21 protein-coding genes are annotated in these 25,454 nt (G+C 69.7%); 12 read left to right on the top strand and 9 right to left on the bottom strand.

Features of this window, described 5'->3' with window-relative positions; translation table 11 throughout:
• Positions 1-505: endo-1,4-beta-xylanase (locus tag ABZ795_RS26020; protein WP_357532259.1), on the bottom strand; the 505-nt coding region annotated here is incomplete at its 3' end.
• A gap of 602 nt (positions 506-1,107) precedes the next feature.
• Between ABZ795_RS26020 and ABZ795_RS26015 the strand changes: the two genes are divergently transcribed.
• Positions 1,108-1,314 carry a hypothetical protein gene (locus tag ABZ795_RS26015; protein ID WP_357532258.1) on the top strand — a complete coding sequence of 69 codons (207 nt, stop codon included), beginning with the start codon at positions 1,108-1,110 and terminating at the stop codon, positions 1,312-1,314.
• Between the two features lie 8 nt (positions 1,315-1,322).
• Here the strand turns inward: ABZ795_RS26015 and ABZ795_RS26010 are convergent, their stop codons facing one another.
• Positions 1,323-3,023 carry a helicase-associated domain-containing protein gene (locus tag ABZ795_RS26010; protein ID WP_357532260.1) on the bottom strand — a complete coding sequence of 567 codons (1,701 nt, stop codon included), beginning with the start codon at positions 3,021-3,023 and terminating at the stop codon, positions 1,323-1,325.
• A 239-nt stretch (positions 3,024-3,262) separates the two neighbouring features.
• On the opposite strand from ABZ795_RS26010, the gene ABZ795_RS26005 reads away from it, so the two are divergent.
• Entirely contained in the window at positions 3,263-3,679 is a 417-nt protein-coding gene (locus ABZ795_RS26005; protein ID WP_357532257.1) for a hypothetical protein, read from the top strand.
• A gap of 52 nt (positions 3,680-3,731) precedes the next feature.
• Here ABZ795_RS26005 and ABZ795_RS26000 read toward each other — a convergent pair whose 3' ends face one another.
• Together ABZ795_RS26000 and ABZ795_RS25995 are read right to left on the bottom strand one after the other, a co-directional pair.
• Positions 3,732-5,735: an NACHT domain-containing protein gene (locus ABZ795_RS26000; protein ID WP_357532256.1), complete on the bottom strand. Its 2,004-nt coding sequence runs from the start codon at positions 5,733-5,735 to the stop codon at positions 3,732-3,734.
• Between the two features lie 206 nt (positions 5,736-5,941).
• Complete coding sequence (locus ABZ795_RS25995) at positions 5,942-7,009, bottom strand: DUF2855 family protein (protein WP_357532255.1); 1,068 nt, start codon at positions 7,007-7,009, stop codon at positions 5,942-5,944.
• 471 nt (positions 7,010-7,480) lie between these two features.
• Here ABZ795_RS25995 and ABZ795_RS25990 point away from each other — a divergent pair, with 471 nt between their 5' ends.
• The 9 genes from ABZ795_RS25990 to ABZ795_RS25950 all read left to right on the top strand — a co-directional run bounded on the left by ABZ795_RS25990 (position 7,481) and on the right by ABZ795_RS25950 (position 17,037).
• Entirely contained in the window at positions 7,481-7,897 is a 417-nt protein-coding gene (locus ABZ795_RS25990) for a hypothetical protein (RefSeq protein ID WP_357532254.1), read from the top strand.
• 185 nt (positions 7,898-8,082) lie between these two features.
• Positions 8,083-8,865 carry a GntR family transcriptional regulator gene (locus tag ABZ795_RS25985; protein ID WP_357532253.1) on the top strand — a complete coding sequence of 261 codons (783 nt, stop codon included), beginning with the start codon at positions 8,083-8,085 and terminating at the stop codon, positions 8,863-8,865.
• 102 nt (positions 8,866-8,967) lie between these two features.
• Positions 8,968-10,344, top strand: a complete 1,377-nt coding sequence (locus ABZ795_RS25980; RefSeq protein WP_357532252.1) for an extracellular solute-binding protein — start codon at positions 8,968-8,970, stop codon at positions 10,342-10,344.
• A 55-nt stretch (positions 10,345-10,399) separates the two neighbouring features.
• Positions 10,400-11,368 carry a sugar ABC transporter permease gene (locus ABZ795_RS25975; protein ID WP_357532251.1) on the top strand — a complete coding sequence of 323 codons (969 nt, stop codon included), beginning with the start codon at positions 10,400-10,402 and terminating at the stop codon, positions 11,366-11,368.
• Between the two features lie 23 nt (positions 11,369-11,391).
• Entirely contained in the window at positions 11,392-12,192 is an 801-nt protein-coding gene (locus ABZ795_RS25970) for a carbohydrate ABC transporter permease (protein WP_357532250.1), read from the top strand.
• Entirely contained in the window at positions 12,189-13,673 is a 1,485-nt protein-coding gene (locus tag ABZ795_RS25965; protein WP_357532249.1) for an FGGY family carbohydrate kinase, read from the top strand. Before ABZ795_RS25970 ends, ABZ795_RS25965 begins: the two co-directional genes overlap by 4 nt.
• A gap of 26 nt (positions 13,674-13,699) precedes the next feature.
• Positions 13,700-14,749, top strand: coding sequence for a zinc-binding dehydrogenase (locus ABZ795_RS25960; RefSeq protein ID WP_357532248.1), 1,050 nt, complete (start codon positions 13,700-13,702; stop codon positions 14,747-14,749).
• A 127-nt stretch (positions 14,750-14,876) separates the two neighbouring features.
• On the top strand, positions 14,877-15,587 hold the full coding sequence (deoC, locus tag ABZ795_RS25955; protein ID WP_357532247.1) for a deoxyribose-phosphate aldolase: 711 nt from the start codon (positions 14,877-14,879) through the stop codon (positions 15,585-15,587).
• Positions 15,588-15,765: 178 nt separating this feature from the next.
• Positions 15,766-17,037: an MFS transporter gene (locus ABZ795_RS25950; protein ID WP_357532246.1), complete on the top strand. Its 1,272-nt coding sequence runs from the start codon at positions 15,766-15,768 to the stop codon at positions 17,035-17,037.
• 29 nt (positions 17,038-17,066) lie between these two features.
• Here ABZ795_RS25950 and ABZ795_RS25945 read toward each other — a convergent pair whose 3' ends face one another.
• Positions 17,067-17,489, bottom strand: a complete 423-nt coding sequence (locus ABZ795_RS25945) for a MerR family transcriptional regulator (protein WP_357532245.1) — start codon at positions 17,487-17,489, stop codon at positions 17,067-17,069.
• A 116-nt stretch (positions 17,490-17,605) separates the two neighbouring features.
• Between ABZ795_RS25945 and ABZ795_RS25940 the strand changes: the two genes are divergently transcribed.
• Positions 17,606-18,331, top strand: a complete 726-nt coding sequence (locus ABZ795_RS25940; protein WP_357532244.1) for an SDR family oxidoreductase — start codon at positions 17,606-17,608, stop codon at positions 18,329-18,331.
• Positions 18,332-18,392: 61 nt separating this feature from the next.
• On the opposite strand, the gene ABZ795_RS25935 is transcribed toward ABZ795_RS25940, so the two are convergent.
• The 4 genes from ABZ795_RS25935 to ABZ795_RS25920 all read right to left on the bottom strand — a co-directional run bounded on the left by ABZ795_RS25935 (position 18,393) and on the right by ABZ795_RS25920 (position 25,355).
• Positions 18,393-19,496 (bottom strand): glycosyl hydrolase 53 family protein, encoded by a 1,104-nt coding sequence (locus ABZ795_RS25935; protein WP_357532243.1) that lies wholly within the window; start codon positions 19,494-19,496, stop codon positions 18,393-18,395.
• 138 nt (positions 19,497-19,634) lie between these two features.
• Positions 19,635-22,904 carry an ATP-binding protein gene (locus ABZ795_RS25930; RefSeq protein WP_357532242.1) on the bottom strand — a complete coding sequence of 1,090 codons (3,270 nt, stop codon included), beginning with the start codon at positions 22,902-22,904 and terminating at the stop codon, positions 19,635-19,637.
• A gap of 46 nt (positions 22,905-22,950) precedes the next feature.
• Entirely contained in the window at positions 22,951-24,276 is a 1,326-nt protein-coding gene (locus ABZ795_RS25925) for a TIGR04013 family B12-binding domain/radical SAM domain-containing protein (RefSeq protein WP_357532241.1), read from the bottom strand.
• 77 nt (positions 24,277-24,353) lie between these two features.
• Positions 24,354-25,355: a sugar phosphate isomerase/epimerase gene (locus ABZ795_RS25920; protein ID WP_357532240.1), complete on the bottom strand. Its 1,002-nt coding sequence runs from the start codon at positions 25,353-25,355 to the stop codon at positions 24,354-24,356.
• Between the last annotated feature and the right edge of the window lie 99 nt (positions 25,356-25,454).

Genomic DNA, 25,454 nt, shown 5'->3' with positions numbered 1-25,454 from the left:
CGAACGCCTCGTTCACCACGTCCCACGAGTCGATCTTCCCGCGGTAGTAGGTGGCCACCTGGGTGACGTGGTTGAGCATGGCCGAGCGCAGGGCCTGCCCTTCCATCCGCTCCATCCAGGCGGGCTGCTGGGAGTGCCAGGCCAGGGTGTGACCCCGCACCTTCCAGCCCCGGGAGAGGGCGTGGTTGACGATCCGGTCAGCGTTGCCGAACGTGAAGTTGTTCTGCTGCGGCTCCAGGGCGTCGATCTTCATCTCGTTCTCAGCCGTGACCGAGTTGAACTCACGGTTGAGGATTCCGGTGTAGACGCCATCGTTGAGCTTGTGCGCTGCCACGGCGACGCCGAAGTACCGGCCGGACTGGCCGGCGGCCGCGGCCAGGGTGGACTCGGCGGCGTGGGCGAGGTTGGGCAGCATCGACACGACGAGCACCGCAACTATCGCGGCTGTTCCGGAGAGGGAGAGCGTTCGAAGTCGACGCCCGGAGGGACGGTTCCGGGAGATCATGCAGATCCTCCACTGATGGGATGAGAGCCTCTGTCGCGGATAGGGGCGGCTGCGGTGGCGGCGCCCCACAAATGAGCCCACCCACCTCGCCGGGCTACCGGGGAGGCGGTCGGCACTGATCACCTGACTAGCAGGTCAAAGGTGGCGGTGAATGCGCCCGATGCGTCTGCCCGATGTGGTGCGGCGTGGAACTGCAGGTGGTGGACGTGTCGCCGGGCGAACGGGTGAGCCGCGTCAGCCGTGAGGCGCCTCCAGGGGCCGAGGACCGTGTTAGCGATCACATCGATTGGTGGCTATCAGGCTGGCAGAAAGTTACCGGCTTTTCAACCGGTAGTTTCGGGAAGTAACCGGTAGCGTTTCGATCGATGCTCGGGTCGGCGGACTCAGCGCACCTGGCGACGCGGCATGTGGGCCCGGCCCGTCCCGTTCTCGCTAACGAGGGCAACGTCGTCGGGCGTGTGGTCGTGGGATCCCGAGTGATGGCGGATCGGGTATGCGGCGATCCTGGTGGGCGGGCATCGATACTGAACCGATGGATGAACATCTCGCGCCTGTCTTGCGGGTCGCCGATGCCGACGCCTCCGCCCGCTGGTACGAGCGGCTTGGCTTCGTCAAGCAGTGGGAACACCGCCGTACAGCGGCTCGACCCACTGGCCGCGACCACCTTCGTCAACCCGGTCAGCGGCACCCAACTGGCGGTCAACACCATCTCCGGACACCGGGACTGGATGGCCACCGAATGCCCCGGCAACGCCTTCTACCCGAAGCTGCCCGCACTCCGGGAAAAGGTGGCAAGCCACCTGCGCTGACCAGCTCGTCAGGCGCGGTGGCGGCGGGTCTTCTCGATGACGTCGCGGCCGTCGGCGTTCTGCTGGCGGGGCGCGTAGCCGGCTTTGCGTAGGGCGGCCATCGTGTCGGCTGTGGTGGCTTGGCTGGCCAGCACGGTGGGGGCGAGCAGACGCAGGTTGAGCTTGTCCAGCCGTTTGTCGGCGCAGATCTGGGCCAGCAGCGCGGTGTCGTCGCTGACCAGGGTGCTGGCGGCGGGCGCGACCCGTACCGACCCGTGTTGGCGGGCGACATCGGCGAGCAGGTAGACCAGCGGCTGCGGCAGTCCGCCTTCGGCGATCTTCGTCAGGGCTCTGGTCAGACGCTGCTCGGTCCAGCCTGCGTCGTACGCGCCGCGTACCGTAGCCGGGCTGAAGCGCCAGGTCGTGGCTACGCCGCGGGACTCGACGACGGCGGTCGCACCGAGGAGTTCTGCTAGCTCTGGGCTCGGTGTTCCCGCCACGACCGCGGTCAGGTCGGCCTGCAACCGGGCGGTACGAACGACCTCACCCAGGTCGCCGACTGCCTTGGCAATGTCCGTGTCGGCCAGCAGTGCCTGCCCGGCCGGGCTGATCGCGCCCGCACCGAGGATACCCAGGGTTGCGGCCTCGTCCAGCAGGCCGCGTACGGTCGCGGTGCCGCCGAAGGTCAGCGGCTGCCGCCACCACATCCATTGCGTCGTCTGCTCGAGGTCCGTCGTGGCCCGGTCACCCAACGCCCGCAGCGCGGCCATCCGGGCTTGCGCAGACCAGCTGTGGCGGTGCTCCGGAACCCACGGGCCAGTCTGCGACGACGGCAGATAGTCCAGCTCGCGCCATGCCTTCAGCATCACCGCGAGCCGTTGGTTCAGGCCGAGCTTGAGCCAACGGTCGTACGCGGCCGTCGGGATCACGCGATCGTCGAGGTCGGCCAGCCTGGCCTCATGGGCGACGGCCAGGAGCAGCCGCACGGTCGGCACCGTCACGCCCAGGGTCTTCGCCGTCCGGGTCAGCTCGCGCGCGCCCACGCCGCCGGCCTTGACCGTAGCCAGCGGCTCACGTCCAGCCCCGTCCAACAGCGTCGACAACAGCCCGACCACGGCAATGCCCTGGGCCTGTGCGTCGCGGCGTACTGCCGGGGCATCCGGCGTGTGCCAGGCAACCGGCGGCTCCTGCGGCTGGAACGGAGCCCGATAGTCCACTCCGCGCACCGCGAGCGCGACCTGCCCCGCCAGCTGATACTCCTCCCAGGTCACGCGGTAGACCAGCCCGTGCTCCTCGGCCCAGTCCAGCGGATGCACCTGCCGATAGCGGTTCTGATACCGACTCCGGTGTGCGATGCTGCTGCCGCCGTAGCGGCGGATCTGCCCACCGTCCCGGTCAGCCTCCTCCAACACCGTCCGCGTCGCGCCGGGCATCCGCTTGACCAGAGCGTGCACGTTGTCCGTGTCGAGGAAGAACTCCGCCACCGCCTCCAGCAGGTCCGCCTTGCGGCCCTTCGTCGGCAGCCCCAGGTTGCGTGCCACGACCTTCAGATCCTCGGCGTTCAACATAGTGGCGAGCTGACCAGCGGCCGGGCCGACACCCAGCGGACGGGCGAAGACCTCTCGCAGTACGCCGTTCACCGTGAGCCGGCCCCGTAGCCGCGCGACAAGCCCCGCATCGGCGGCACGCTGCAGGTACGGCGTCGCGTCGGCGCCGACCAACGCCGACACCTCCGCCTCGGTGACCAGGCCACCCAGCGCCAGAGCCGCCTCCAACACCTGAAGGGTCGGCAGGTCAAGGCCAGCAAGCTGATCATATGGACTCACGACGGCGCTCCCAGGACACACGGCGACGCCCTGAATTCAACCGCACGGACCGTTTCCGCCTGACGCGACCCGCCAGCCGCCAGACTCCGCGCCCGGCGAACTGTCCAACTCCCGCAGGCACCCTGACCGAGCAGCAGGCCGCGGTGCAGCGTTGGGAACGCGAACTGCGCGCGGCGGGCGTTCACCCATGCCGCTCGAAGATCGAGGCGGCGCCATGGTGCGTCGGCGTACCGCAGTCGGACGAGCAGGCGACAGCCGAGCCGAGTGGCCGGTACTTCGAGCATCACGTCAAACTGCTGCTGCCCAGCACAGCGGTCGCCGATCTGGCGGCCGGCGAACGACTTCCGCTCCCACCGGAGATGCTGACCCTGCCCGGTGTCGACGAGCCGATGCTGGCCGCACCCGCCTCGCTGGACCAACTTCACCGACGAGTACCCCGGTATCCCGGGCACCGCCGAGCAGTGGACCAGGCGACTGGCCCTGGCCCTCGAACAGGCCTGGACCTGACCACGCCAGAGCAGGTCGACGAAATCGGCACCCGCTCCATCCGACTGTCGTGACAGTTGATAGCGCGCGATAGGCGGCAGTAGATCCGCGCGTCCTGTGGTCGTGTCAGATGAGCCGGTCGCGCAGCAGGCTGTGTCTGAACTGGTAGACGCCGCCGGCCTGGCGCAGCACTCCTCGCCGATGGGCATCGGCAAGGAATGCCATGAGCGGCCAGGGCAGCTCTTTCCGCATGCACCACCACAGCCGCGCGTATTGAAACGGCCCCCATGAGGCCGTCACGAACCCGACCGAGAGGCCGAAGGTGAGCCCGACGGTGAGCCCGAGCATGAGCCCGACGGTGAGCCCAAGCGTGAGCCCCACCAGGAGCCCCACGGCGATCCCGAACGCGATCCCGAAGGTGAGCCCGCACGCCAGCCCGTACGCGAGCGCGTTTGCCAGCGCTCGACGCCGGTCGTTGCGCAGGAGTGTGAGCGGATCAGAGGCGGTGATTTCGGCGTCGCCGCCGTTGAGAGACGTACTGGCTTCGTGGGCGAGCAGAACTATGAGTACTAACACGAGCGCCGCCACGAATGCGCCCGAGAGCCCTACCACGAGCCAGCCCACCAGCCCCACCACGGGTATGGCCACGAGCCCGGATCCGTTCCGACGCAGGAACGACCGGCTCGACCATCGCCAGATTATCTGCCGTCGAGATGGAGTCATGTTCCCGAACGCAAGCCCGAATGTGAACCCGCCTTCGGCGAGGAACGCGATCCCGCTCGCGAGTCCAAGTATCAGCCCGAGCAGGAGCCCGAGCCGGTGCCCGAGCGCGACCCCGAGCGGGAGCCCGAATGCGAGCCCGATCGCCGATCCGAGTGTGAGCCCGAACGCGGGCCCGAACGCGAGCCGTATGGGGCGGGGAAGGGTGTGGACGAGTTCCCACCAGGCTAGGTCGTGAGTGTTGCGGCGGTGCATGTGGTGGGCGAGGTTGCGGAGGTACCGGTCGGCGTCTGCACGGTGCCAGGTGTGGCCTGTGGGGTCTGGCTCGGGAGGATCGGGGTAGGCGGCAGGAATCAGCCGGTCGAGGAGATGGGTGCGGATGGTGGTGGTGTCGGGCAGGTCGAGGAGTCTGCCGGGCTGATTGTCGGGCTGGTGGGGGTCGGTGTGGGTGAGGCGGGCGAGGTCGACCCACAGGGGTGCATTGAGGGCCGAGGCCAGCCGTCCGTCGGTGTCGCGGTCGAATGCTGCTTCCCAGTCGCCGGGGCGGTTGGTGGTCCGCTGCAGGTATGCACACGCCACGTCCGCGGCGATGGTGGTGAGTTCCAGTACCGCGGCGGCGGCCATCGTGGTGCCGGGCAGTCCGGTGAGGGTGTCGAGGTACTCGGTGGTGCGGCTGGTCAGCACGAGTGGTTGGTCGGGGTCGAATGTGTTGTTGATGGCTTGGACGGCGCGTGCTCGGCGCGGAGCGGGCATTTCGTCGAGGCCGTCGAGCAGCGGCAGTAGTTGGCTGGTGGTGATGGGGCTGCGGTGGCCGTACTCGGTCGCAAGTTGGGCGGTGATCCACTGTTCGAGGGTCTGCTCGTCCGGGTTCCAGGTGGGCAGGCGCAACAACACCGGCACCCGGTCTTCCGGGGTGCGGGCCCGAAGGAGGCGCAGGGCCTCGCGCAACAACAGGGTGGTCTTGCCCGCGCCTGGTTCACCGAGCAGGATGACCCGGCCGCGCAGCTGCTCGTCCGTCAGGACCTGGTGCAGAGCGTCGGGGCTACGCAGATCGAGGCAATCGTCAAGGTTCAGCGGCGTGGGGTCGCCGTCACTGCGAATGTTGCTCCAGTGGTCGGCGATCGGCGGGCCGATCGTGGTCCAGGCGACGGGCAGGGGATGCGGATTGGCCAGCCGGCGACGGTGCAGCTCTGGACGCCACACCTGCTCCACTGCGGTGGCGAGTCCGTCCAACCCCGACGAATCCGCCTGCCCGTCACGAGTGCCGGCAGGGCCATCGGCGGACCGCACCGCCCGGACCGTCAAGGCCAGCCCGAGGAGGCCGGACATGCCTCCGATGATGCTGAAGACCTTGTCGAGCCCCTCCAGCACGTCATTGTCGTGCAAGGATCGGGCCAGCAGGTAAAGCACCACACCCAGGATCAGAAGCCCTGCACCCCAGGCAATGCGCCGCCCTCGGCCCCCGACCCGATTGCCAGCCACCACCACACCCTACCTACCGTGACCGATGCGACACGCTGATGATCATTCGTCATCGGCAGTCGCGGGTGGTGTCGGGGTGGTCGCCTCACCGCCTGGCGGCTGGCTGGACGAGGTCCGGGCCGCCGGACAGCTGGTCAGAGTTGGACGACGTGACCCACCCGTGGCGGCGTGCGGCCTGCGAGGACGTCCAGCCAGGCGTGCCGCAGCGCCTCGGGACCGTTGCCGACCTGCACGTCGAGCCGATCGTTGAGCACCGGGACGAAGCGCTGCCAGGCATCGGTGAACCGTGCGTCCAGGCCGTCGCGCCCCCAGTCGCGGCTGCGTTTGCGCATCTGCACCGGGGCGAAGAAGACCTCCCCGGCCGCGTCGGCGTTGGGGGTCTGTTGGGTGAGCCCGACGGCGATGTCCCGGATCAGCCGGTCGCCGAGATGGCTGCGCAGGGCGGCCCGGGTGGCGGGTGAACCGGACAGGTCCAGGTAGACGGTGGTCACCGGGTCGAGGGTGTCGATGTCGTCGTAGCTGAGCACGGTGTCGTAGCAGCCGAGTGACCGGGTGAAGGCGACATTGCCCGGCGAGGTCAGGCCGATCAGGCGCGGTCCGCGACCGTGCAGTTCGAAGGCGGCAGCGTACGCCGTCTTGCTCGACGCCGAGGACAGCACCAGCGACTGCGCGCCGTAGTGGTCGTTGTCGATGATCTGGTCGGCGAGCATGAAGGAGGTGAAGAACAGCGGCCGGAACAGGATCAGCAGGTCTTCCTGCTCGGCCCGGTAGGCGGGGTCCCCGGTGGTCGACCGGTACGCGTTGTACGGCGAGGGCAGGTCGGCCCGGTGGCCGCTGGCGTCCCGGAACCCGGTGGCGTCCACCCGCTGCGGGCGTACCACCAGATGGCCGGCGGGCGGGAGGTAGCCGTAGACCCGTTGGCCCGGCTCGACCCCGGCCACGGTGGAGGCGGTCACCTCGGCGAAGCCCCACAACGGCGGCAGCCCCCACCGACGGTCCAGCCCTCGGGCCTCGGGTGGGAAGAACTCCCAGTAGCGCATCGCCTCGCCGAGCACCGCGTAGGTCACGTTGTTGGCGGTCAGCCCTACCCGGTCCACCCGCAGCAGCGCCTCCCCGTCGGCCAGCGCGGGCACGGAGTTGTCGACGAGAGTGGTGTCAGCGAGGTCGGCACGGGCCACGGCGAAGGTCCACGAGTCAGCCATGAGGTGACGCTAGGCAGACACCGGCCGTGAGACAAGTGCACTGGGAGTGCAAAATCCCACTCGATGGGGATCAGCTTCCGGTACGCCGCAGGAGTGCTGCGTGGTCATCGTGGGCGCGGCGTCTTCCATGGACATGGCGGCCAGGGGGCGAGGCAACAATTATGGCGTTCTGCGTCGGCGTGAGCTTTCCCCTGGGCCAGTTGGCGCGTGCCCTGACCACCGCCGGGACGCATGAGGATCCGGCCGCCCGGCAGCGGGCGGAGCAGCGGGTACGCCGCTGGCAGCAGGTCGTGGACGGGATGGCTGCAGGAACGCTGGACATCGGTCCGCGTACCCCGATGCGGGGCCTGCCGGTGTGGGTGACGCCGGAGCTGCTCCACGGCGGCTTCGCGACCGGAATGCCGGCCGCCGGCGGCGCGCTGCGCCCGGACGAGGCCGACCGGGCGCGGCGGTGGGGCCTGCCGGGACGAGTTGTCGACGTTGTGGTGCGAGACCGTCGTCGACGGCCGGGTCGGCGCGGTGACGCCGGAGGGTTGGCTGCCGCGAGCCGCCCAGCTGCTGGCCCGCTACCGGCACCTCGCCGCCGCGTATCCGCGCTGCCGCAAGCATCGCCACCGCAAGGGCAGCATCGGTGTGCTGCGCACCGCGCTGGAGCGACGGGTGGCCGGAGCAGAGCTGACTCCGCGCGAGCACGGCCTGCTCCAGAGCATGGTGGAGGCGATGCTGCGTAAGCGTGGCCGTCCGGGCGGCCCGGAGCACACGGCGCTGCGCGCGGAGCAGGCCCGGGAGGCGGCGCTGCCCGGCCACCATCAGCTCGCGCAGCTGGTGGCCGCCCGGCTGGCCGCCCTGCCGCACTGGATGCCCGGCCCGTCACCCCGGGGCGCATGACTCAGCGTCACCGCGTGATCGTGGTCCGTGGCCGTTGCCCCTGTTCGGTCGCATTTGCCTATGCCCGCCGACCGCCGCGCCAAGTTTCACCAGGTCAGCCCCTTGACCATCACCAGACCGCCCGCCTATGTTCAGTGATGTCTACAGACCAACGCGGACATCAGTGAACAAGCGATGGGAGCGGCGTGGCCACGGCTCAGGAACTCACCCCCGCAGCGATCAGGGCTCTCACCCGAGAGGTCTCGCCGGCTGAAGCCGAGGCTCTGCACGAGCAGATCTCGCAGCTGATGCGGCAGCGCATCGAGTCGGGTGAGTGGCCGGAGCACCTGAAGTTGCCGGCGGAGCCGGAGCTGGCGGGCGCGCTGAACGTCTCGCGGGGCACCGTCCGGCGGGCGATCCGGACCCTGATCGAGGCCGGCCTGCTCAAGCAGACCCGTGGCAAGGGCACCTTCGTACGGGGGCAGATGCTGGAGCAGGAGTTCGCCCAGGAGCTGATCTCCACGGCGCAGAGCCTGGACCGGGAGGGCGTGGAGTACCAGACCCAGGTGCTGTCCGCCCGGGTCATCCAGGCACCGAGCCACATCGCCGCCCACCTCGGTCTGCCCGCTGACGACCTCAGCGTGCTGGCCATCCGGCGTACCCGATCGGTCGCCGGTGAGGTGGTCTACCTGCTGGACAACTACCTGCCGACCGTCCTGTGCCCGGATCTGTCCCCGCAGGTCCTGCAGGACCGGTCGTTGTTCGGAGTGCTCGAACACGACTACGGCGTGACCGTCGACTCCGTACGGCGTACCTTCTCCGCAATTCTCCCCGGCGACGAGGTCAGTGACGCTATGACGCTGCGCCCGGGCGTGCCCGTCCTCTACCTCGAACAGATTTCCTACCAGTCCAACGGAGACGCCGTCGAGTACTCCGATGTCTGGGTACGCGGAGACCGCGTCCGGATCTCCTCCTGGATCAAACGGTAGGCATCCGCCCACCGCCCCCACTCTGCACCACATCCCCCACCCCCACGCGCCCCGACGGTGGTCCTCCACCGCCGTCGATGCGTGCTGCCAACAGGAGACATCATGCGAAACGAGGCTTCCTTCAGGTTGTCCCGCCGGGGTTTGCTGACCGGCGCCCTGGGCTTCACCGGCGCGCTGGCCCTCGGTGCCTGCGCCTCCCGCGAAGGCGACACAGGCACCCCTGGCGCCACGACAGGCGCCCAGACACTCGGCGCCTCCGGCATGGAATGGGACCGCTTCAAGGGCGAGACCCTCAACCTCCTGCTCTGCGAACACTGGTGGACCTCCGCGGTCAGCAAGCGGTTCTCCGAGTTCGAGGCCCTGACCGGGATGAAGATCAAGGCCAACACCCTGTCCGAGGACAGCTACTACCAGCAGGCCCTGGTGGCCCTCTCCTCCGGCGCCACCACGTACGACGCGCTGATGGTGGGCAACCTGCAGGCCGGGCAGTACATGAACGCCGGGTGGCTGGAGCCGCTGGACACCTACTTCGGCGGCGGTGGTCTGGTCAACGCCGACTGGTTCGACACCAACGACTTCTTCGCACCGGCCCGCAAGGCCAGCAGCCTCAACGGGGAGCTGATGGCCCTGCCGCTGTCCGCCGAGGCCGGGGTGGTCATCTACCGCAAGGACCTCGCGACCCAGGCCGGCATCAACGGATTCCCCACCCAGGAGAGCCTGGTCGACGCGAGCGCCAAACTCTCCGCCGCCATGGAGCGCCCCTTCGCCGGCCGAGGCCGCCGTGGTCTGGACATCGTCTGGACCTGGACGAACTTCTTCCTCACCCAGGGCGGGGAGTTCTACAACGGCAACACCCCGACGGTCGACAGCCCCGAGGCGGTCGCGGCCACCGAGCTGTACGTGCAGCAGCTGCTCACCAAGTACGGCCCCAAGGGTGCCTCCAACATGAGCTGGCTGGAGGCCACCGGCACGGTCAACGAGGGCCGGGCGGCCCTCTACACCGACGCCAGCGGCCTGCTGTCGGTCGTGCTCGACAAGAACAGCAGCAAGCACACCGACCAGATCGCGGTGTCCCGGTGGCCCGGCAGCGCCGCCGCCAAGGCCGCCCCGAACTACTGGTACTGGATGGCCGGCATCCCCAAGGCCTCCCGCAAGAAGGAGCAGGCCGCCCTCTTCTACGCCTGGGCGATGAGCAAGGAGACCGCCACCGCGGTCAGCTCCGAGTCGGGCAGCCCCTCGGCCCGCGAGTCCGTGTGGTCGAACGAGGACTTCCTCTCCTTCTACCCCGGCGACATGTCGACCGAGATCGTCGCCAACCTCCAGGCCGTGCAGCCGGACCGGGTCCCGTACGCCCGGCCCACCTTCCCGGCCGAGGCCGACGCCCTCTCCCTCGAACTGATCAAGGTGCTGGTGGACGGCAAGGACCCGAAGCGTGCCATGGCCGACGCGGCTGCCGCGATGGCCCGAGCGGGCCGATGAGTCGCCGTCCCGCCGGCCCTACCCGCCGGCGTCGCCCACGCCGAACGAGGTTGTGATGTCCCCAGACCGAACAGCTGTGCTGTCGCGGCAGGCCGCCGGCTCCCCGCCGGCGGCACCGCCGGGCACCCCCGGTGGTACGCCGAGACCGGACGACAGGCGCAGCAGAAGACTGTTCCTCATCGGCATGCTCGCCCCGATGACCGTGCTGCTGCTGGCGTTCACGGTCTACCCCTTCGTGTCGGTGCTGGTCAACTCGCTGCGGCACAACAACCTGACCCGCCCCGACGAGCAGGGCTTCGCCGGGCTGACCAACTTCACCAACACCCTCCAGGAACCGGGCCTGCTCCGGGCACTGCTGCTCACCGTCGGCATGGTCCTGGTCGCCGTGGTAGCCGAGTTCCTCCTGGGTACCCTCGCGGCCTCGCTGCTGTGGCGACCCCTGCGCGGCAGCCGCCTCTACCTGGCCCTGCTGGTGTTGCCGTTCGGCGCCACCCCGGTCGCGGCGTACCTGTCCTGGCGGCTGATGCTCAACCCGGACGGCGGACAGATCAACGCCACCCTGGCAGCCGTCGGGCTACCCACCCCGGGCTGGACCTCGGAACCCATGCTGGCCGTGCTCGCCCTCGTGGTGGTCGACATCTGGCAGTGGGCGCCGTTCATCACCCTGGTCATGCTCGCCGGCCTGAAATCCCTGCCGGACGAGACCTTCGAAGCCGCCGCCCTCGACGGCGCCAGCGCCCTGCAACGGCTGGTCCGCATCGCGCTGCCGATGCTCAAACCACTGGTGGCCTTCGTCGTCACGATCCGGGCGATCGACGCGGTCCGCACCTTCGACTCCATCTGGATCATCACCGGGGGAGGGCCGGGAGCGGCGACGGAGACCCTTGTCGTACGCATCTACCGGACCGCCTTCAACGACCTGCACATCGGTGAGGCCTCCGCGCTGGGCCTGCTGCTGCTCGTCGTCCTGTTCATCGTCGGGAAACGGTTCGCCGCACCCGCGCTGCAACGGTTGGAGCACTAGTGCACGAGTCACGAAAAGGCCGGGTGCTGCGGACCGCGGCGATCTGGGCCCTCATCCTCTGGTCGATCCTGCCGTTCGCCTTCATGATCCGGGTCGGCTTCGCCGCCCCCAGCGACATCCACGGGGGTGCGCCGGACTGGCTGGCCCCGCTGTACGTGTTCAACTTCGCCGACCTGTTCGGCGACGCCGAGTTCATGGGGGCGATCGGGCGGTCGGTGCTCGTCGCGGTGGTGTCCTCCGCGATCGCCATCGCCGCCGCCACCCCGGCCGCCTACGCCTGCGCCCGCATGCAGTTCAAGGGCCGGTCCGACTTCGAGTTCTGGGTGCTGTCCACCCGGATGCTCCCGGCGGTCGTCGTGGTCATCCCGTACTTCGTGCTGTTCCGCGAACTCGGCGGCATCGACACCGTATGGGCGCTGACCGTCATGCACACCGTGGTCAACCTGGCGGTGACCTTCTTCCTGCTGCGCAGCTTCTTCGCGGACCTGCCGGCCGCGGTCTTCGAGGCCGCCGACCTGGACGGCTGCTCCGAGACCAGGAAGTTCCTGAGCGTGGCCTGGCCGATGGTCCGCAACGGGGTGGCCGCCGCGGCCGTACTGAACTTCATCTTCTCCTGGAACGAGTTCGTCTTCGCCCTGACCCTGGCCAGCGGCGAGGCGAAGACCGTCTCGGTGGCGATGCTGGGGTTCATGCAGTTCCAGTCGGTGGCCGTCGGCCCGATGATGGCCGCCGGAACCCTGGCCGTGCTCCCGGTCGCCGTCGTGCTGTTCCTAGCCCAGAAGCAGCTGGTAACCGGCATGAGCTTCGGGGCGGTGAAGGGATGACCGACCTGGTGTGCGTCGTGGACGCCGGCACCACCGGCATCCGCTGCGCCCTGGTCGACGATCAGGGCGAGGTGCACGCGCAGCGCAGCCACGAACTGGTCATCGACCACCCCCAGCCGGGCCACGCCGAGCAGTCCCTGCCGGCGATGTGGGAGGTGACCGTACGGCTGCTCCGGGACATCCAGGCCCTCGCCGCACAGGCCGGGCATCGCATCGTCGCGCTCACCCTGGCCACCCAGCGGGCCTCCGTCGCCGGCCTAGACCGGGACCTGCGACCGGTCACCCCGCTGGTGCTCTGGATGGACCAGCGCGGCGCGAGCGAACTGGAGGCCATGGGCCGGTCGGTGGACGCGCAGACCTACAGCCGGATCTCCGGCATGCCGCTGAGCACCATGCCGGCCCTGGCCACCCTGGCCTGGCTGCGTCACCACACCCCGCAGGCGTACGCGGACTGCGCGTACTTCGTCGGGGTCCAGGAGTGGCTGCTGCACCGGCTGGCCGGCGGCCCACCGCAGGTCGACCGCAGCTGCGCGTCCTGGTTCGGACTGCTCGACCTGAGCGACGGACGCTGGAGCACCGACCTGCTGGACGCCTTCGACCTCGACGCGGACCGGCTGCCCGCGCTGCGCGCCGCCACCGACGTCGCCGGTCGACTTCTCGACGAGGTGGCCGACACCACCGGCCTGCCCCGCCGGCTGCCCGTGCACGTCGGCGGCGGCGACCAGCAGTGCTCGGCGGCCGGAGGCGGTGGGGTGCGGGCCGGTGCCGCCACGGTCAACCTGGGCACCTCGGCGACGATGGTCTTCCCGGCCGCCGTCGGCGACGCCCCCGAGGTCGCGGGTTTCGTCCGCGCCGCGCACGTCGTCGAGGACCACGTGTCCGTCGAGGGCACCATCCCCGCCTGCGGATCGGTGCTCCGCTGGCTGCGAACCCTGCTGCGCTACGGCGACGACGAGGCGGCGTACGAACGCATGTCCGCCGACGCCGACGCGGTTGAACCCGGCGCGCGGGGCCTGCTGTTCGCACCGACCATGGCGGGGGTCGGTACCCCGCACTGGACGGCGGCGAGCGGCCGGATGAGCGGCCTGGACTTCGCCCACGGACCGGGCGCCGTCGTCCGGGCCGCCATGGAGGGCATCGCCCTCCAGGTCCGGGACGTGCTGCACCACCTGCCACCGGCCCTGGCCGGGTCGACCTTGACCGCGATCGGCGGCGGTGCCCGATCGGCCGTGTTCTGCCAGATCCTGGCCGACGTCACCGGCCGGGCCGTCGAGGTGCCGGCGGGTGATCCGCAGGCGGCCCCGCTGCGCGGCGCGGCCATGTCGGCCTGGGTGGGACTAGGCCGGTACGACAACCTCCCGCAGGCCGCCGGCCCACTGCTAGCCGCTGGTCGACGCCACCGGCCCGACCCCACCACCGCCCCTGTCTACGACGCGCTGTACGGCCGGTACCTCGACCTGTCGGGCCTGGCAGCGGCGTGACGAGCACAAGCAAGGAGAACACGAGAATGGAAGCCCACCCTGCCGACGAACAGTCGATGCGGGCGTTGCTGCTGACCGGTGACCGCCAATCGGTCGTACGCCAGGTGCCGCGCCCGGTGCCGGCCGATGACGAGGTGCTGGTCCGGGTGACCGTGTCCGCGGTGTGCGGCAGCGACCTGCCGCACTACCGCAAGTCGGCGCAGGACCTAGGCCACCGGCTGCACACCGTCCCCGGCCACGAGGCGGTGGGAGTGATCGCCCGGGCCGCCGCCAGTGGCGACGGACCGGCCGAAGGCGCCCGGGTCATCGTCTACCAGCACTCGGGCTGCGGCGACTGCACCTTCTGCCGCAGCGGTGAGCCGATGTTCTGCGCCGACCGGCGCACCCTGGGCAACCACCGCAGCGGAGCGGACGCGGAATACCTCACCGCACCGGCCACCGGAGTCCTGCCCGTACCCGAGGATGTCAGCGACGCCATGGCGGCCCTGATCGCCTGCAACTTCGGCACCGCCTACTCGGCCTTCCGCAAGTCCGGGGTAGCGGTGGGTGACCGGGTGGCCGTGTTCGGCCTCGGGCCGGTGGGCTGCTGCGTGGTGGCCCTGGCGGCGGCCGCCGGAGCAGAGGTCTTCGCCGTCGACCCGATCGAGGGGCGGCGGGACCTGGCCAAGACCCTCGGGGCCGCCACCCTCATCGACCCGATCGGGCAGGACCCGGTAGCCGCCGTCGCGGCCGTGACCGAGGGGCGTGGACCCGAGGTCGCCTTCGAATGCTCCGCCAACCCGGCCGCACAGACCCAGGTGATGAAGCTGGCCCGGCCGCACGGCACGGTCGTGCTGCTCGGCGCCAACAACAGCATGGAGATCGACCCCGGGGTCGACGTGATCCGCAAGGAACTGCGGGTCATCGGCAGTTGGGTCTTCACCCAGCCCGAGTTCCCGGCGGTCCTGCGAGCCGCCCGCAGCCTCCCCGCCCTCCAGCACCTGATCACCGATCCCTTCCCCGCCCAGCGGGCCCCCGAAGCGCTGGCCGCGGCGGACGCCGGGCACATCGGCAAGGTGCTCATCGACTGGTCCTGACCCGACCAGGCGTACCTGCCGCTCCGGCCATCCCTCTTCCACCCTCCCGGTTCGACCCCATCCGTGCGGTTTGTCGGCGTACCCGCCCACCGCAGGGTGCCGCACGTCCGCAGAAGGAGACCCCGCAATGACTTCCGCCCCCACAAACCTGCCGGCCGACCTGACTCCCGCCACCCTGGCGCCGTACATCCAGCACACCCTGATCGAGGTGGGCACCACCCGGGACCGCATGATCGAGCACGCCGAAGAGGCCCTGAAGTACGGCTTCAACGCCGCGATGGTGCCCGGCTCCTGGGTGCCGGTGGTCGCCGAGGTGCTGCGCGGCAGCGCCGTCCAGGTCGCCTCCGCGCTCGACTTCCCGACCGTCGGGGTCACCACCAGCGCCGGCAAGGCATTCGAGGCGGAGAGCCTGGTGCGCGCCGGTGCCCAGCAGATCGACATCGGAGTCCAGATCGGCTGGCTGAAGAGCGGCATGTACGACGAGTTCCGTGAGGACATCGCCGGTGTGGTCCGGGCCTCCGGGGTCCCGATCAAGGTGATGCTGGAACTGCCGCTGCTGACCGAGGCGGAGCGGGAGACCGCGATCGAACTGTCCATCGAGGCCGGTGCCGCGTACCTGAAGAACGCCAGCAGCGGGGCGATCGAGGTCGCCAACCCGACCAGCATCGGCTACCTGGTGGACCGTGCCGCCGGCCGGACCAAGGTCAAGGCGTCCGGCAGCATCAAGTCCTACCCGCAGGCCGTCGGACTCCTGCGTGCCGGCGCCGAACTGCTCGGCACCAGCGCCGGAATCGCGATCGTGACCGACTCGGCCAACGAGGAGACGATCAGCTACTGATCGGAGGACCACACCCAGGGCGTCGGTTGCCGGGCATCGTCGGATCTCCCGACGCCAACGGCGACCGACGCCCTGGGAATCTCCGTGGGATTCACACTCCCGGCGTAAGGCATAGGATCTGGCGTCGGGGCTGTGGTGATCGAGCCGAGACAATGCCCCCAGATGACAGGGGAGGGACGTGTCTCGATCGCCTCGTCTCGGTCTGCTCCGCGAGCCCGACTTCCGCCGCTTCTTCGGCGCGACCGTGGCCGGGCAACTCGCCGACCGGTTCGTGTATCTCGCCCTGCCGCTGGTGGCGATCCTCTGGCTCGACGCGAACGAGTTCGAGGTCGGGGTCCTGACCGCGATGACGACGGCAGGATCGCTGCTGATCGGGCTGCCGGCCGGGGCCTGGATCGACCGCTGGCGCAAGCGCCCGGTCATGGTCAACACGGATCTGGTGCGAGCGGCGCTGCTGCTGCTCGTACCGCTGGCCTGGTGGACGGACACCCTGACCATCTGGCTGCTGTTCGCGGTCGCGCTCGCCCACGGCCTGCTGACCGTGCTGTTCGAAGTCGGCTACACCAGCTACCTGCCGGCGCTGGTCGGCCGTGAGCACCTCGTCGAGGGCAACGCGAAGATCGCCGCAGCCCGTTCCGCCGTGAGCATCAGCGGCCCCGGCCTGGCCGGGCCGCTGGTCGCCGGACTGGGCGCACCGCTGACCTTGGTCGCGAGTTCCGCCGGAATGCTGCTGTCCGCGCTGGGACTGCTGCGCATCCGTACGCCGGAGCCGAAGCCACCGGCCGCCGCCGACCGGCACCTGGCGCGTGAGATCGCGGAAGGGCTGCGGTTCGTGCTCGGTCATCCGCTGCTGCGACCGACGCTGTTCACCGACGGCATCTTCAGCCTCTTCCTCGTCACCTACCAGACGATGCTGCTGGTGTTCCTGTCCCGGCACCTGGGTCTGGGGTCCTTCGGCATCGGGCTGGTGCTGTCCGTGATGGCCTGCGGCGGGTTCGCCGGGGCACTGCTGGCCCGCCGGGTGGTCGTCCGGATCGGTCCCGGCCCGGCCGTCTGGCTGGCCCCGCTGTGTACGGCACCGGCCGCCGCCCTGCTGCCGGCGGCCCGGCCCGGCTGGCCGCTCTGGCTAGCCGTGGCCGGGCTGGCCCTGCTCTCCCTGGGCGGCGTGATCCGACTGATCGCGCAGGTGGGTTTGCAGCAACACGTCACGCCGGACCGGCTGCTCGGCCGGATGAGCGCCACCGTCCGCTTCGTCCAGTGGGGCAGCATGCCGATCGCGGGCCTGCTCGGTGGCCTGCTAGGTGGTCTGCTCGGCGCACCGGCAGTGCTCTGGATCGGGGCGGCCGGGATGACCGCCGCCTTCCTGCCCGCACTGCTGTCGCCGCTGCGGGCGACGCGCGAGTTGCCGGTGACGGACGAAGGGCGCACTCCGGTTCCGGAGCGTGGCTGACGCTGCCGGGTACGTGGGGCGTACCCGGGTCAGCCGCTGACCGGCACGGCCTCGGCCTCGGCGTTGTACGGGGTCCAGGGGGGTTCGCGCAGGGCGGGGCAGTGTTCCGGGGTCGGATGGTTGGCGATGTGGATCATGTGGTCTAGGGCGTCGCGGGCGGCGGTCAGGGCGGCGATGGCGGCCGTGATGCGTTGGCGTTCGGTGGCCATCAGCTCGAAGACCTCGGGAGAACCCTGCCCGGTGTCGACGTAGGGCATCAGTTGCAGGATGGTCCGGCTGGGCAGACCGGCGGTGAAGAACTGCTGGATCAGCCGGACCCGTTCCACCGCCGACTCGGGGTAGACGCGCTGGCCACTGAGGGTGCGTTCCGAGGTCAGCAGGCCCTGCTCCTCGTAGTACCGCAGGGCCCGGGTGCTGACCCCCGCCTGTCGCGCCAGGTCGCCGATGCGCATCCGGGTCTCCTTTCGACTTGCCCTTGACGTCAACGTCAACTCCTACGGTAGTCGACGCAGGGCCGGACCCGGCCCCGCGAAACCGGAGCAGACCCATGCAGGGAGCAATGATCCCGATGAACATCGCCGACCAGATCGCCCTAGTCACCGGCGCCAACCGGGGCATCGGCCGCCAGTTCGTACTCGAACTGCTGGCGCGTGGGGCGCGCAAGGTGTACGCCACCGCCCGTCGCCCGGAGACCCTGAGCTTCGACGACCCCCGGGTGGTGCCGCTGCGACTCGACCTGCTCGACCACGACACCATCCGCGCGGCCGCGGCCACCGCGACCGATGTCACTGTCCTGGTCAACAACGCCGGCATCGCCACCGGCGCCCAGCTGGTCACCGGCGACCTGACCGAGGTACGCCGGGAAATGGACACCCACTTCTGGGGCACCCTTGAGATGATCCGGCAGTTCACCCCGGTGCTCGCCGCAGGCGGCGGAGGCGCGATCGTGAACGTGCTGTCCGCGCTGTCCTGGTTCGCCGCCCCGGGCACCGGCTCCTACTCGGCAGCCAAGGCCGCCGAGTGGAACATGACCAACGCGGTACGCCTGGAACTGGCCCCGCAGGGCACCCTGGTCCAGGGGGTCCTGCTCGGTGCCGCCGACACGACCATGTCGGCCGGTTACGACGGACCCAAGATCGAGGCCCGGGAGGTCCCCCGACTGTCCCTGGACGGCCTGGAAGCCGGTTCGATCGAGGTGATCGTCGACGACTGGACCGCGATGGTGAAGTCCTCCCTGTCGGGAGACCCCGCCCCCTTCTACACCCAGATCACCGAACTCCTCGGCGTCAACTGACCGCCGCTGCCGTCCTACCCGGTGGGCCCGGCGGTGTCACCCGCCGGGCCCACCGGGCGGGTCAGGGACTCCAGACCACGTGCGGGTTCACCTGCCCGGTCCAGTTGAAGACGGCCATGTTGTCCCAGCCGTTGCCGGTGCCGTTGATGTCCGCCGGATCCCAGCCGTTGCCCCGGATCGCGTACCAGGTGGGTTCCCAGTAGAAGACCCCGACCCCACCGGCGTTGCGTACGGTGTTCTGCACCCAACTGAACTGTTGCGCCTGCCCGGCCCAGGTGGCCGGGATGTTGTCACACAGCACCGTGCCGGGGATCGCGTTGCCCTGATGGTCGGCGTTGGCGCTGGTGAACTGGTACGCGGTCTCGGCGAGCACGACCGGCTTGCCGTAGCGGGATCGCAGGTCGGCGACCACGTTGTACAGGTTCGCCAGGGAACCGTGCCACATGCAGTAGTAGGACAGGGCGGTGACATCCCAGATCACCCCCTGGGCGCGGATGCCGTCGTAGAACCAGCGGGCATTGGCCATGCTGTCCGCGTTCGCGGTGTGGATCCACACCTGGGTACCGCTGTTGCAGTCCTTCGTGGCCCGGTAGCCCTGCTTGAGCAGGCTCGCCAGCGGGGCGAAGTTGTTGTTGACCACCCGCCCGGCCGGCCACAACATGCCCACGTTGATCTCGTTGCCGATCTGCACCGCGTCCGGGGTGGTGCCCTGCGCCTTCAGGGCGGTACACACCTCGTGGGTGTAGCTGTAGACGTCGTTCTGCAACTGGCTCAACGAGTGGTGGGCCCAGGCCGCGGGCGGATACTGCTTGCCCGGGTCGGCCCAGGTGTCCGAGTAGTGGAAGTCGATCAGCAGCTTGAAGCCCTTGGCCTTGATCGTCCTGGCCTGCTGAAGCACCTTGGCCTTGTTGTTGTAGCCGCTGACCGGGTTGTTCCAGATCCGCAGCCGCAGGTAGTTGACCCCCTTGGCGGCGAGGATGTCGTAGGGGTCGGCCTGCGCGCCCGAGGCGTCGTAGTAGCGGGCCCCGAGATCCAGACTGCGTTGCAGGGAGGAGACGTCCGCGCCGCGCATGGTGAGGGTGTTGGCCGCCTGCGCGGGGGCGGTCAGGGCCAGCGGGGCCGCGAGGACGACCACCGCCAGGACGGCCCGGAGGGACGGTTTCATGGCGCTCCTTCACATGGAGGATGCGATGCCCGCCCGGCGGTTCCACCGGACGGTTCTGGGACCAGGTGAGGTGGTGGTGGGTGGCCGACTACGGTGGCGGCCCAGGCCCAGGCAGCCGGTCCCGGCGTACGCCCCGCGTCAGCCGGACTCGCCGCTGCCCGCACCATTGTCCCCGGTATGGCCGAACAGGATGTCGGCGATTTCCGGGACCGCCCGCTCCAGTTCCGCTCGGCGTCCGTCCGCGCTCAGAACAGTGGCCAAGTATTGAAGGTCCCTAGGATTGGCTCCCCTACTATCGACCAATGCACGCGACGCTGAGACAAGCACGTCGTGGTCGATGCTTCCTGCGTGCTTTGCGATCAGGTCTGAGGCCAGTGAGGCTCCGTACCAGTCATCGACGGCCGTGGACTCTGTCAAGCACTGAATCGCGGAGACGGCCGCGCGTGCGGTCATCAACCCCTCGTCGATTAGCTGATGAACCAGCTCGCACACCCTGGCCGGTGGCAGTCGGCGCGCCTCGCCGCGCATGGTGCTCAGCACCATCTCTGTGGCGTCCCCGACGGCCCGAGTTTTTCGATCGTCGATCCGGGACAGGTCTGCCACGGCGTCGCAGGCGTCGTCGATAGCGGCGATCAGTTCTTGCGAGGGAGCATGCAACGAGACCGCCAGCCACATCCGAATGAGGGTGTGCGCGACCGACAGATGGCGGCCTGAGGGCCGCTCCCCGAACTCGGTAAACGCCGCAGGTATCCGATGGATCAGTGGCTCCAAGGCGTGCAGCAGAACATCACCGCTCACGTGGTTGCTCAGGTGCATGGACCGCAGCGCGGGCGTGAGCTCGAAGGCGGCCCGGAAAGACCACTCCCGGCCCGCGTTAGGATTCAGCCCGTTGATCCAGTAGACATCGGTCGCCTCCGGGAACTCCGCCGTCCGCTCACGAGTGTGCTCGACGACGATGTCGCGGCGATCCTCCTGCCAGGTGCGGGTGATCCTGAGAGCCTGCATGGTTTCCAGCCATATGCCCCCGGGAACGGCGGCCTGCCACTGCAAGGCCGAGTTGCGTAGCCAGCTCGCCGGGTCTTTGGTGCGGGTGAACAGCTCCGAGGCTCGCACCGCATCACCGCAGGCCAGGGTCAGCAGGAACAGGTTGAACGAGTAGGTGGCCAGCCAGTGGTCGATGCGCTTGTCGACCGGGCGGTAGCGGCTCTCGACATACTGCGGCCGGGTCATGGCCGCTGAGGCCCGGCCCGCCAACCAGGCGCGGATGCGGTCGCGGTCGGGGGAGCCGAGCAGGCCGGCGATGAACGGCAGTACGGTGGCGCGGGCAGTCAGGGGGGTGAAACCGAGCAGGGATCCCAGCAGGTCGTCGTCGTGCGAGGGGCCCAGGCGCAGGGCCAGGGTGCTCGCCGCCTCCCGCGCCTCGGTGTCCCGGACGGCCTGCACGACCAGCCGGGCCACGAGATACTCGCCGAAGGTGGCGTGCAGGAACTCGTACGTCTGCCGGGTCTGCTCCTCCTGGACGGCCTGGGCGCGCTGGATGAAGAAGAAGCGCCCGATCATCTCCTGACCGACCGTGACCGGGCGGTGGAAGGTCTCGGTGCGGCCTGGGTGTGAGGGGGAGATTCCGAGGCCGGTCAGGTCCTCGTCGAGTTCACTCTCGGTGGCCCACAGCCGCAGGCGGTGGAACATGGCGAAGGCCACCACCGACAGGCGCAGCAACTCCTGCTCCACCAGCCCCGGCAGGGCCGAGTCGGGCTGTCCCGCGTGTACCCGGCGCACCTCACGCTCGGCGAAGGAGGTCAGCAACCGTTCGTAGAGTTGGCCGTCGTCGAGGGCGGCGGCATCGTCGCGCAGCGCGTTGCCGGTGGCGTCGTAGAGGGCGAGCATGAGCAGCAGCAGCGGCTGTTCGGCCAGGTGGCGGAAGCGGAGCACCACCTGCGGCGGCAACGGTTCGGCGGGTCGCGCGGTGTCGTTCCAGACCTCCAGCCAGCGTCTGATCTGCGCCTCGTCGAAGGGCTCCAGGCGTACGGCCAGTGCGCCCACGGGCAGACGGGCCCGGCCCGCCACCGCGATGCGGGTGGTGACCATGACCGCCACCGGGCGGCCCAACGCTGCTTCCCGCTGCTGGAACTTCGCGACCCGATGCAGGTAGTCGGACTGGTGGAGGCCGGTGGCCTGGAGGAGTTCGTCGAAGCCGTCGAGCAGAATGACCGGCAGGGCACCGGCGGCGTCACGGGAAAGCTCCGCCCAGGAGACCGTCTCGCCGATCGCCCGGCGCAGAGCCTGTTCAACCTGGTCCTGGATCTCGGCCTCGGCGGACACCTCGCGTAGCGGCACCCGGCAGACGAAGAAGTCGCCTGCGGGCAGCCGGGCGGCGAGGATGCGGGTCAGTGAGGTCTTCCCGGCGCCCGGTTGACCCAGCAGCAGCATCGGTGCCTCGGTGGCCTGCGTGGTGGTCAGATGGGCGGCGAGGAATCCGGCGAAGTCGTCGCGGTCCTCGACGCCGGCCCACCACTGTTCGTCCGCAGGACGGGCCCCCGAGTCGGCCGTCCGAACCCGAAAGCGCGGATCAACGTACGCCGCCCCGAGGGTCGGCACGGGCAGTTCCCCGGCGTCACCGCCGAGAATCGGACGGTCCAACTCGGCACGATAGGCGCGGGACAGGGCGGCCCGGTGCAGGCCCGGAGCCCGTCCGGTGCCGACCCGCAGCAGCAACGCCTCCAGACGTTCCAGGCCCCGGGCGGTAGCCCGCGCCTCAAGCCGATCGGCCCAGAGGGCGAACTCGGGAATCTCCTCGGCGAGACTCCTGTGGATCTCGTCGTAGCGGTCCACCGCCGCAGCGGGCAGCCGCTGGTCGAGCAGATCCACCGCCGCTCGGCGCGTACGCTCGTCGGCGGCGTCCCAGGCGGCCAGCCCGGTGAGGTGACGACTCATCCGCGCAGCCTGCGCGACAAACCAGTCCTCTAGGGCGGTCAGCAGACCCCGGTACGAAAGATCAGGCGCCGGCAACGGGAGAGGGGTACGCAGGACATTGTCGACCAGGGTGCCCTCGCCCTGACCGGCGGCGAAGTCTAGCTGGTGCTCCCGGGTGAACTCCGGCCTGCCAACACCCGCCGTGGTCAGGCATTTGTCGAGCTCCTCGAAGAAAGCGGTGATCACCAGAACGGTGTGGGCGGCCTGAAGCAACTCGCTGCGCTCGTGGCGTCCCAACCCGCGTACCGATTCACTGATCAGGCTGAAAAGCCGGCTCACCTCGGGTTTGATATCGAAGAAGCTGCTGGCGAGGTCGCTGCCCCCAGCGGTGGCGACGGCGAGCGCACCGCCGAGCAGGTTGTCGACGGCCTTCGCCATCGGGCCGGAGCCACCCAGAATCTTCACGGCGTCGGCATAGGACAGGCGATGCGGCATCACCACATGGTGACGCATCAATCAAGCGTCGCTCGCCGCCCGGGTACTACGGTGCTTCGTTTCTCCGGACCTGGGGCAGGATGGTGCGGCTGCGTCCGGGGCGGGGGTACGCCTCGGCGGCGGCGGCCAGTCGGGCGGCGTGTTCGCGTTGCTTCTGCCAGTGGCCGTAGAGCGCGCCGCGTTGGGAGAGGCGGTCGACCTGGCGGATGGTGTCGGGGTCCACATCGCCGGGTGGGGCGTCCCGCCAGGGAGTGCCGGGCAGGGGCATGAAGGTGTGGGCGTGGATGCGGGCCCCGACCTCGGCGAGTTCGCCGGCCAGGCGCAGCGAGTCGGCGACGTCCTGTTCGCTCTCGCCGGGCATCCCGAAGATCATGTCGACGTTGATCCGGAAGCCTTCCTCGATGCCGAGACGGGCCGCCCGTACGACCTCCTCGACCCCGTGGCCGCGTTTCGCGGCGTCGAGCACCCGGTCGGAGCCGGACTGGGCGCCGACGATGATGTTGTTGTTGGCGCAGTACTTCTTGACCAGCCGCAGGGCGGCCCGGCTGACATGCTCGGGTCGGATCTCGCTGGGGAAGGAGCCGAAGAAGACCCGACCGTTGGGCCCGATGCCCTCCTTGCAGGTGGCCAGCAGTTCCTCGACCGCGTCGAGGTTCGGTTCCTCGTCCTGACTGCCATAGCTCAACGCGGTCGGGGTGATGAACCGGACGTCGCGCAGCCCACGGGCCCGCATCTGGTCGACATGCCACCGCACGTTCGACACGCTGCGGTGCCGGAACTTGGCGGAGAACATGAAGGGGGTCTGGCAGAAGCGGCAGGAGAAGACACAGCCCCGGGTGATCTCCAGGGCGTTGAAGCGGTCCCACAGCAGCGAGAAACCCCGGAAGTCGTCGAGGGGTCGTCGTTGCGGTCGTCCGGTGCGTACCACCGCGCCGGTGGGGTCGCGGTACACCAGCCCGGTGATGCCGGTCGGGTCTCCGACGGCGTCCACCAGGTGCAGCAGGGTGGTCTCACCCTCGCCGACCGCCGCCATGTCCCACCCGGCGTCCAGGGTCTGCACCGGCTCTGCGGTGGCGTGCACCCCGCCAGCCAGGTGGGTGACGTTCGGGGCGTCGGCCATGGCCCGGATCTCGGCCAGTTCCTGGGCCAGGGCGTGGGCGTCGGGGGAGTAGAACGACCACAGCACCAGCACCCGGGTGGCGGTGGCGGCGGCGTCCCGGATGTGCGCGGCGGTGGTCGCCGGGGTGTCGCCGAACCGCACCTCGTACCGGGTCGAGGTCTGGTGGGTCTCCAACGCCCCGAGCAGGACATGGAAGCCGTACGTCACCGCCTTGCGGTAGCGCAGCACCAGCACCAGTTCGGCAGCCTCCATGGCGGCGATTGTGTCAGGGGCCCCCGCCGTCGACGGGCACCGGGCCGGACGCGCGGCCCGGTGCCCGTCGGTGCAGGTCAGTACCGCAGGTTGCGCAGGTAGCGGTAGCCGACCTCGGCGGTCTGCTGGGGCGTCACGTCGGGGGTGTCGTTCTCCACGATGTACTCCTGCACCTGGTGGCCCCGGAAGATCCGGGCGAAGTCGATCATCCCGGTGCCCAGGTCGGCCATGTCCCCGTCAGCAGCGTGCCGGTCCTTGACGTGGTACTGGAGGACCTGCTGCGGCGCGCGACGGATCACCTCCAGGGTGAAGCCCTCCGGGTCGGCCGCCCCGGCCCCGGACTCGATGCCACCGGTGACCGCCCAGTAGATGTCGATCTCCAGGTGGACCAGCTTCGGGTCGAGCTCCGCGGTCAGGATGTCCCAGGGGGTACGCCCACCACCGAGGTCGATGGTGAACTCGTGGGCGTGGTTGTGGTACCCGTACCGCAGACCGGCCTTGCGCGCCGCCGCGGCCTCCACATTCATCTGCTCCGCCCAGCGCTTCCAGTCGTCGGCGCTCTCGGAGTAGAGGTACGGCACCACCAGGTACTTCTGGCCCAGGGTGACCGCGTCCTGAATCTTCTGCCGCAGCGCGGCGGGGTCGGCGCTGATTCCGTCGTGGCTGGAACTGGCCTTGATGCCGATGCCGTCGAGGAACCGGCGTAGCTGACCGGCGCTGCGACCGAAGTAGCCCAGGGCCAGCTCCACCCGGGGGTAGCCGATGCGGGCCAGGTGCCGGAGGGTGGCGTCGTAGCCCGGTGCGCCGTTCAGCGCGTCACGCACCGTCCACAGTTGAATGCTGATCAGACCCGGCGGCACCGGACGCCGCTCCGGGTGCCCCGGCCCGTGCCCGTGACTGGGCCCGTGTCCATGCCCGTGACCGTGACCATGCCCGTGTCCGGGGCCGGCGGTCGCGGCGGTCGCACCGGAGGCGGCCAGCCCCACACCGGCGGCGACCGCCAATGAACCGCGCAACAGACCCCGCCGGTTCATGCCGGATCGTCGCAGCGCGGCATCGCCGTCGTACCCGTAACACATGTGGCACTCCCTTCGTGGTGCGTGGACCTGGCCGAGGTCGGTCCGGGTCGGCCGGCACCTTGATCGGTGTACGGCCCGACACCCGGGACGACCTGGGTG

Source organism: Micromonospora sp. NPDC047134, from assembly GCF_040643455.1.
In the GTDB taxonomy this organism is placed as follows: domain Bacteria; phylum Actinomycetota; class Actinomycetes; order Mycobacteriales; family Micromonosporaceae; genus Micromonospora.
The sequence above is the reverse complement of the archived record's forward strand: the minus strand, read 5'-3'. Positions and strand labels throughout refer to the sequence as shown.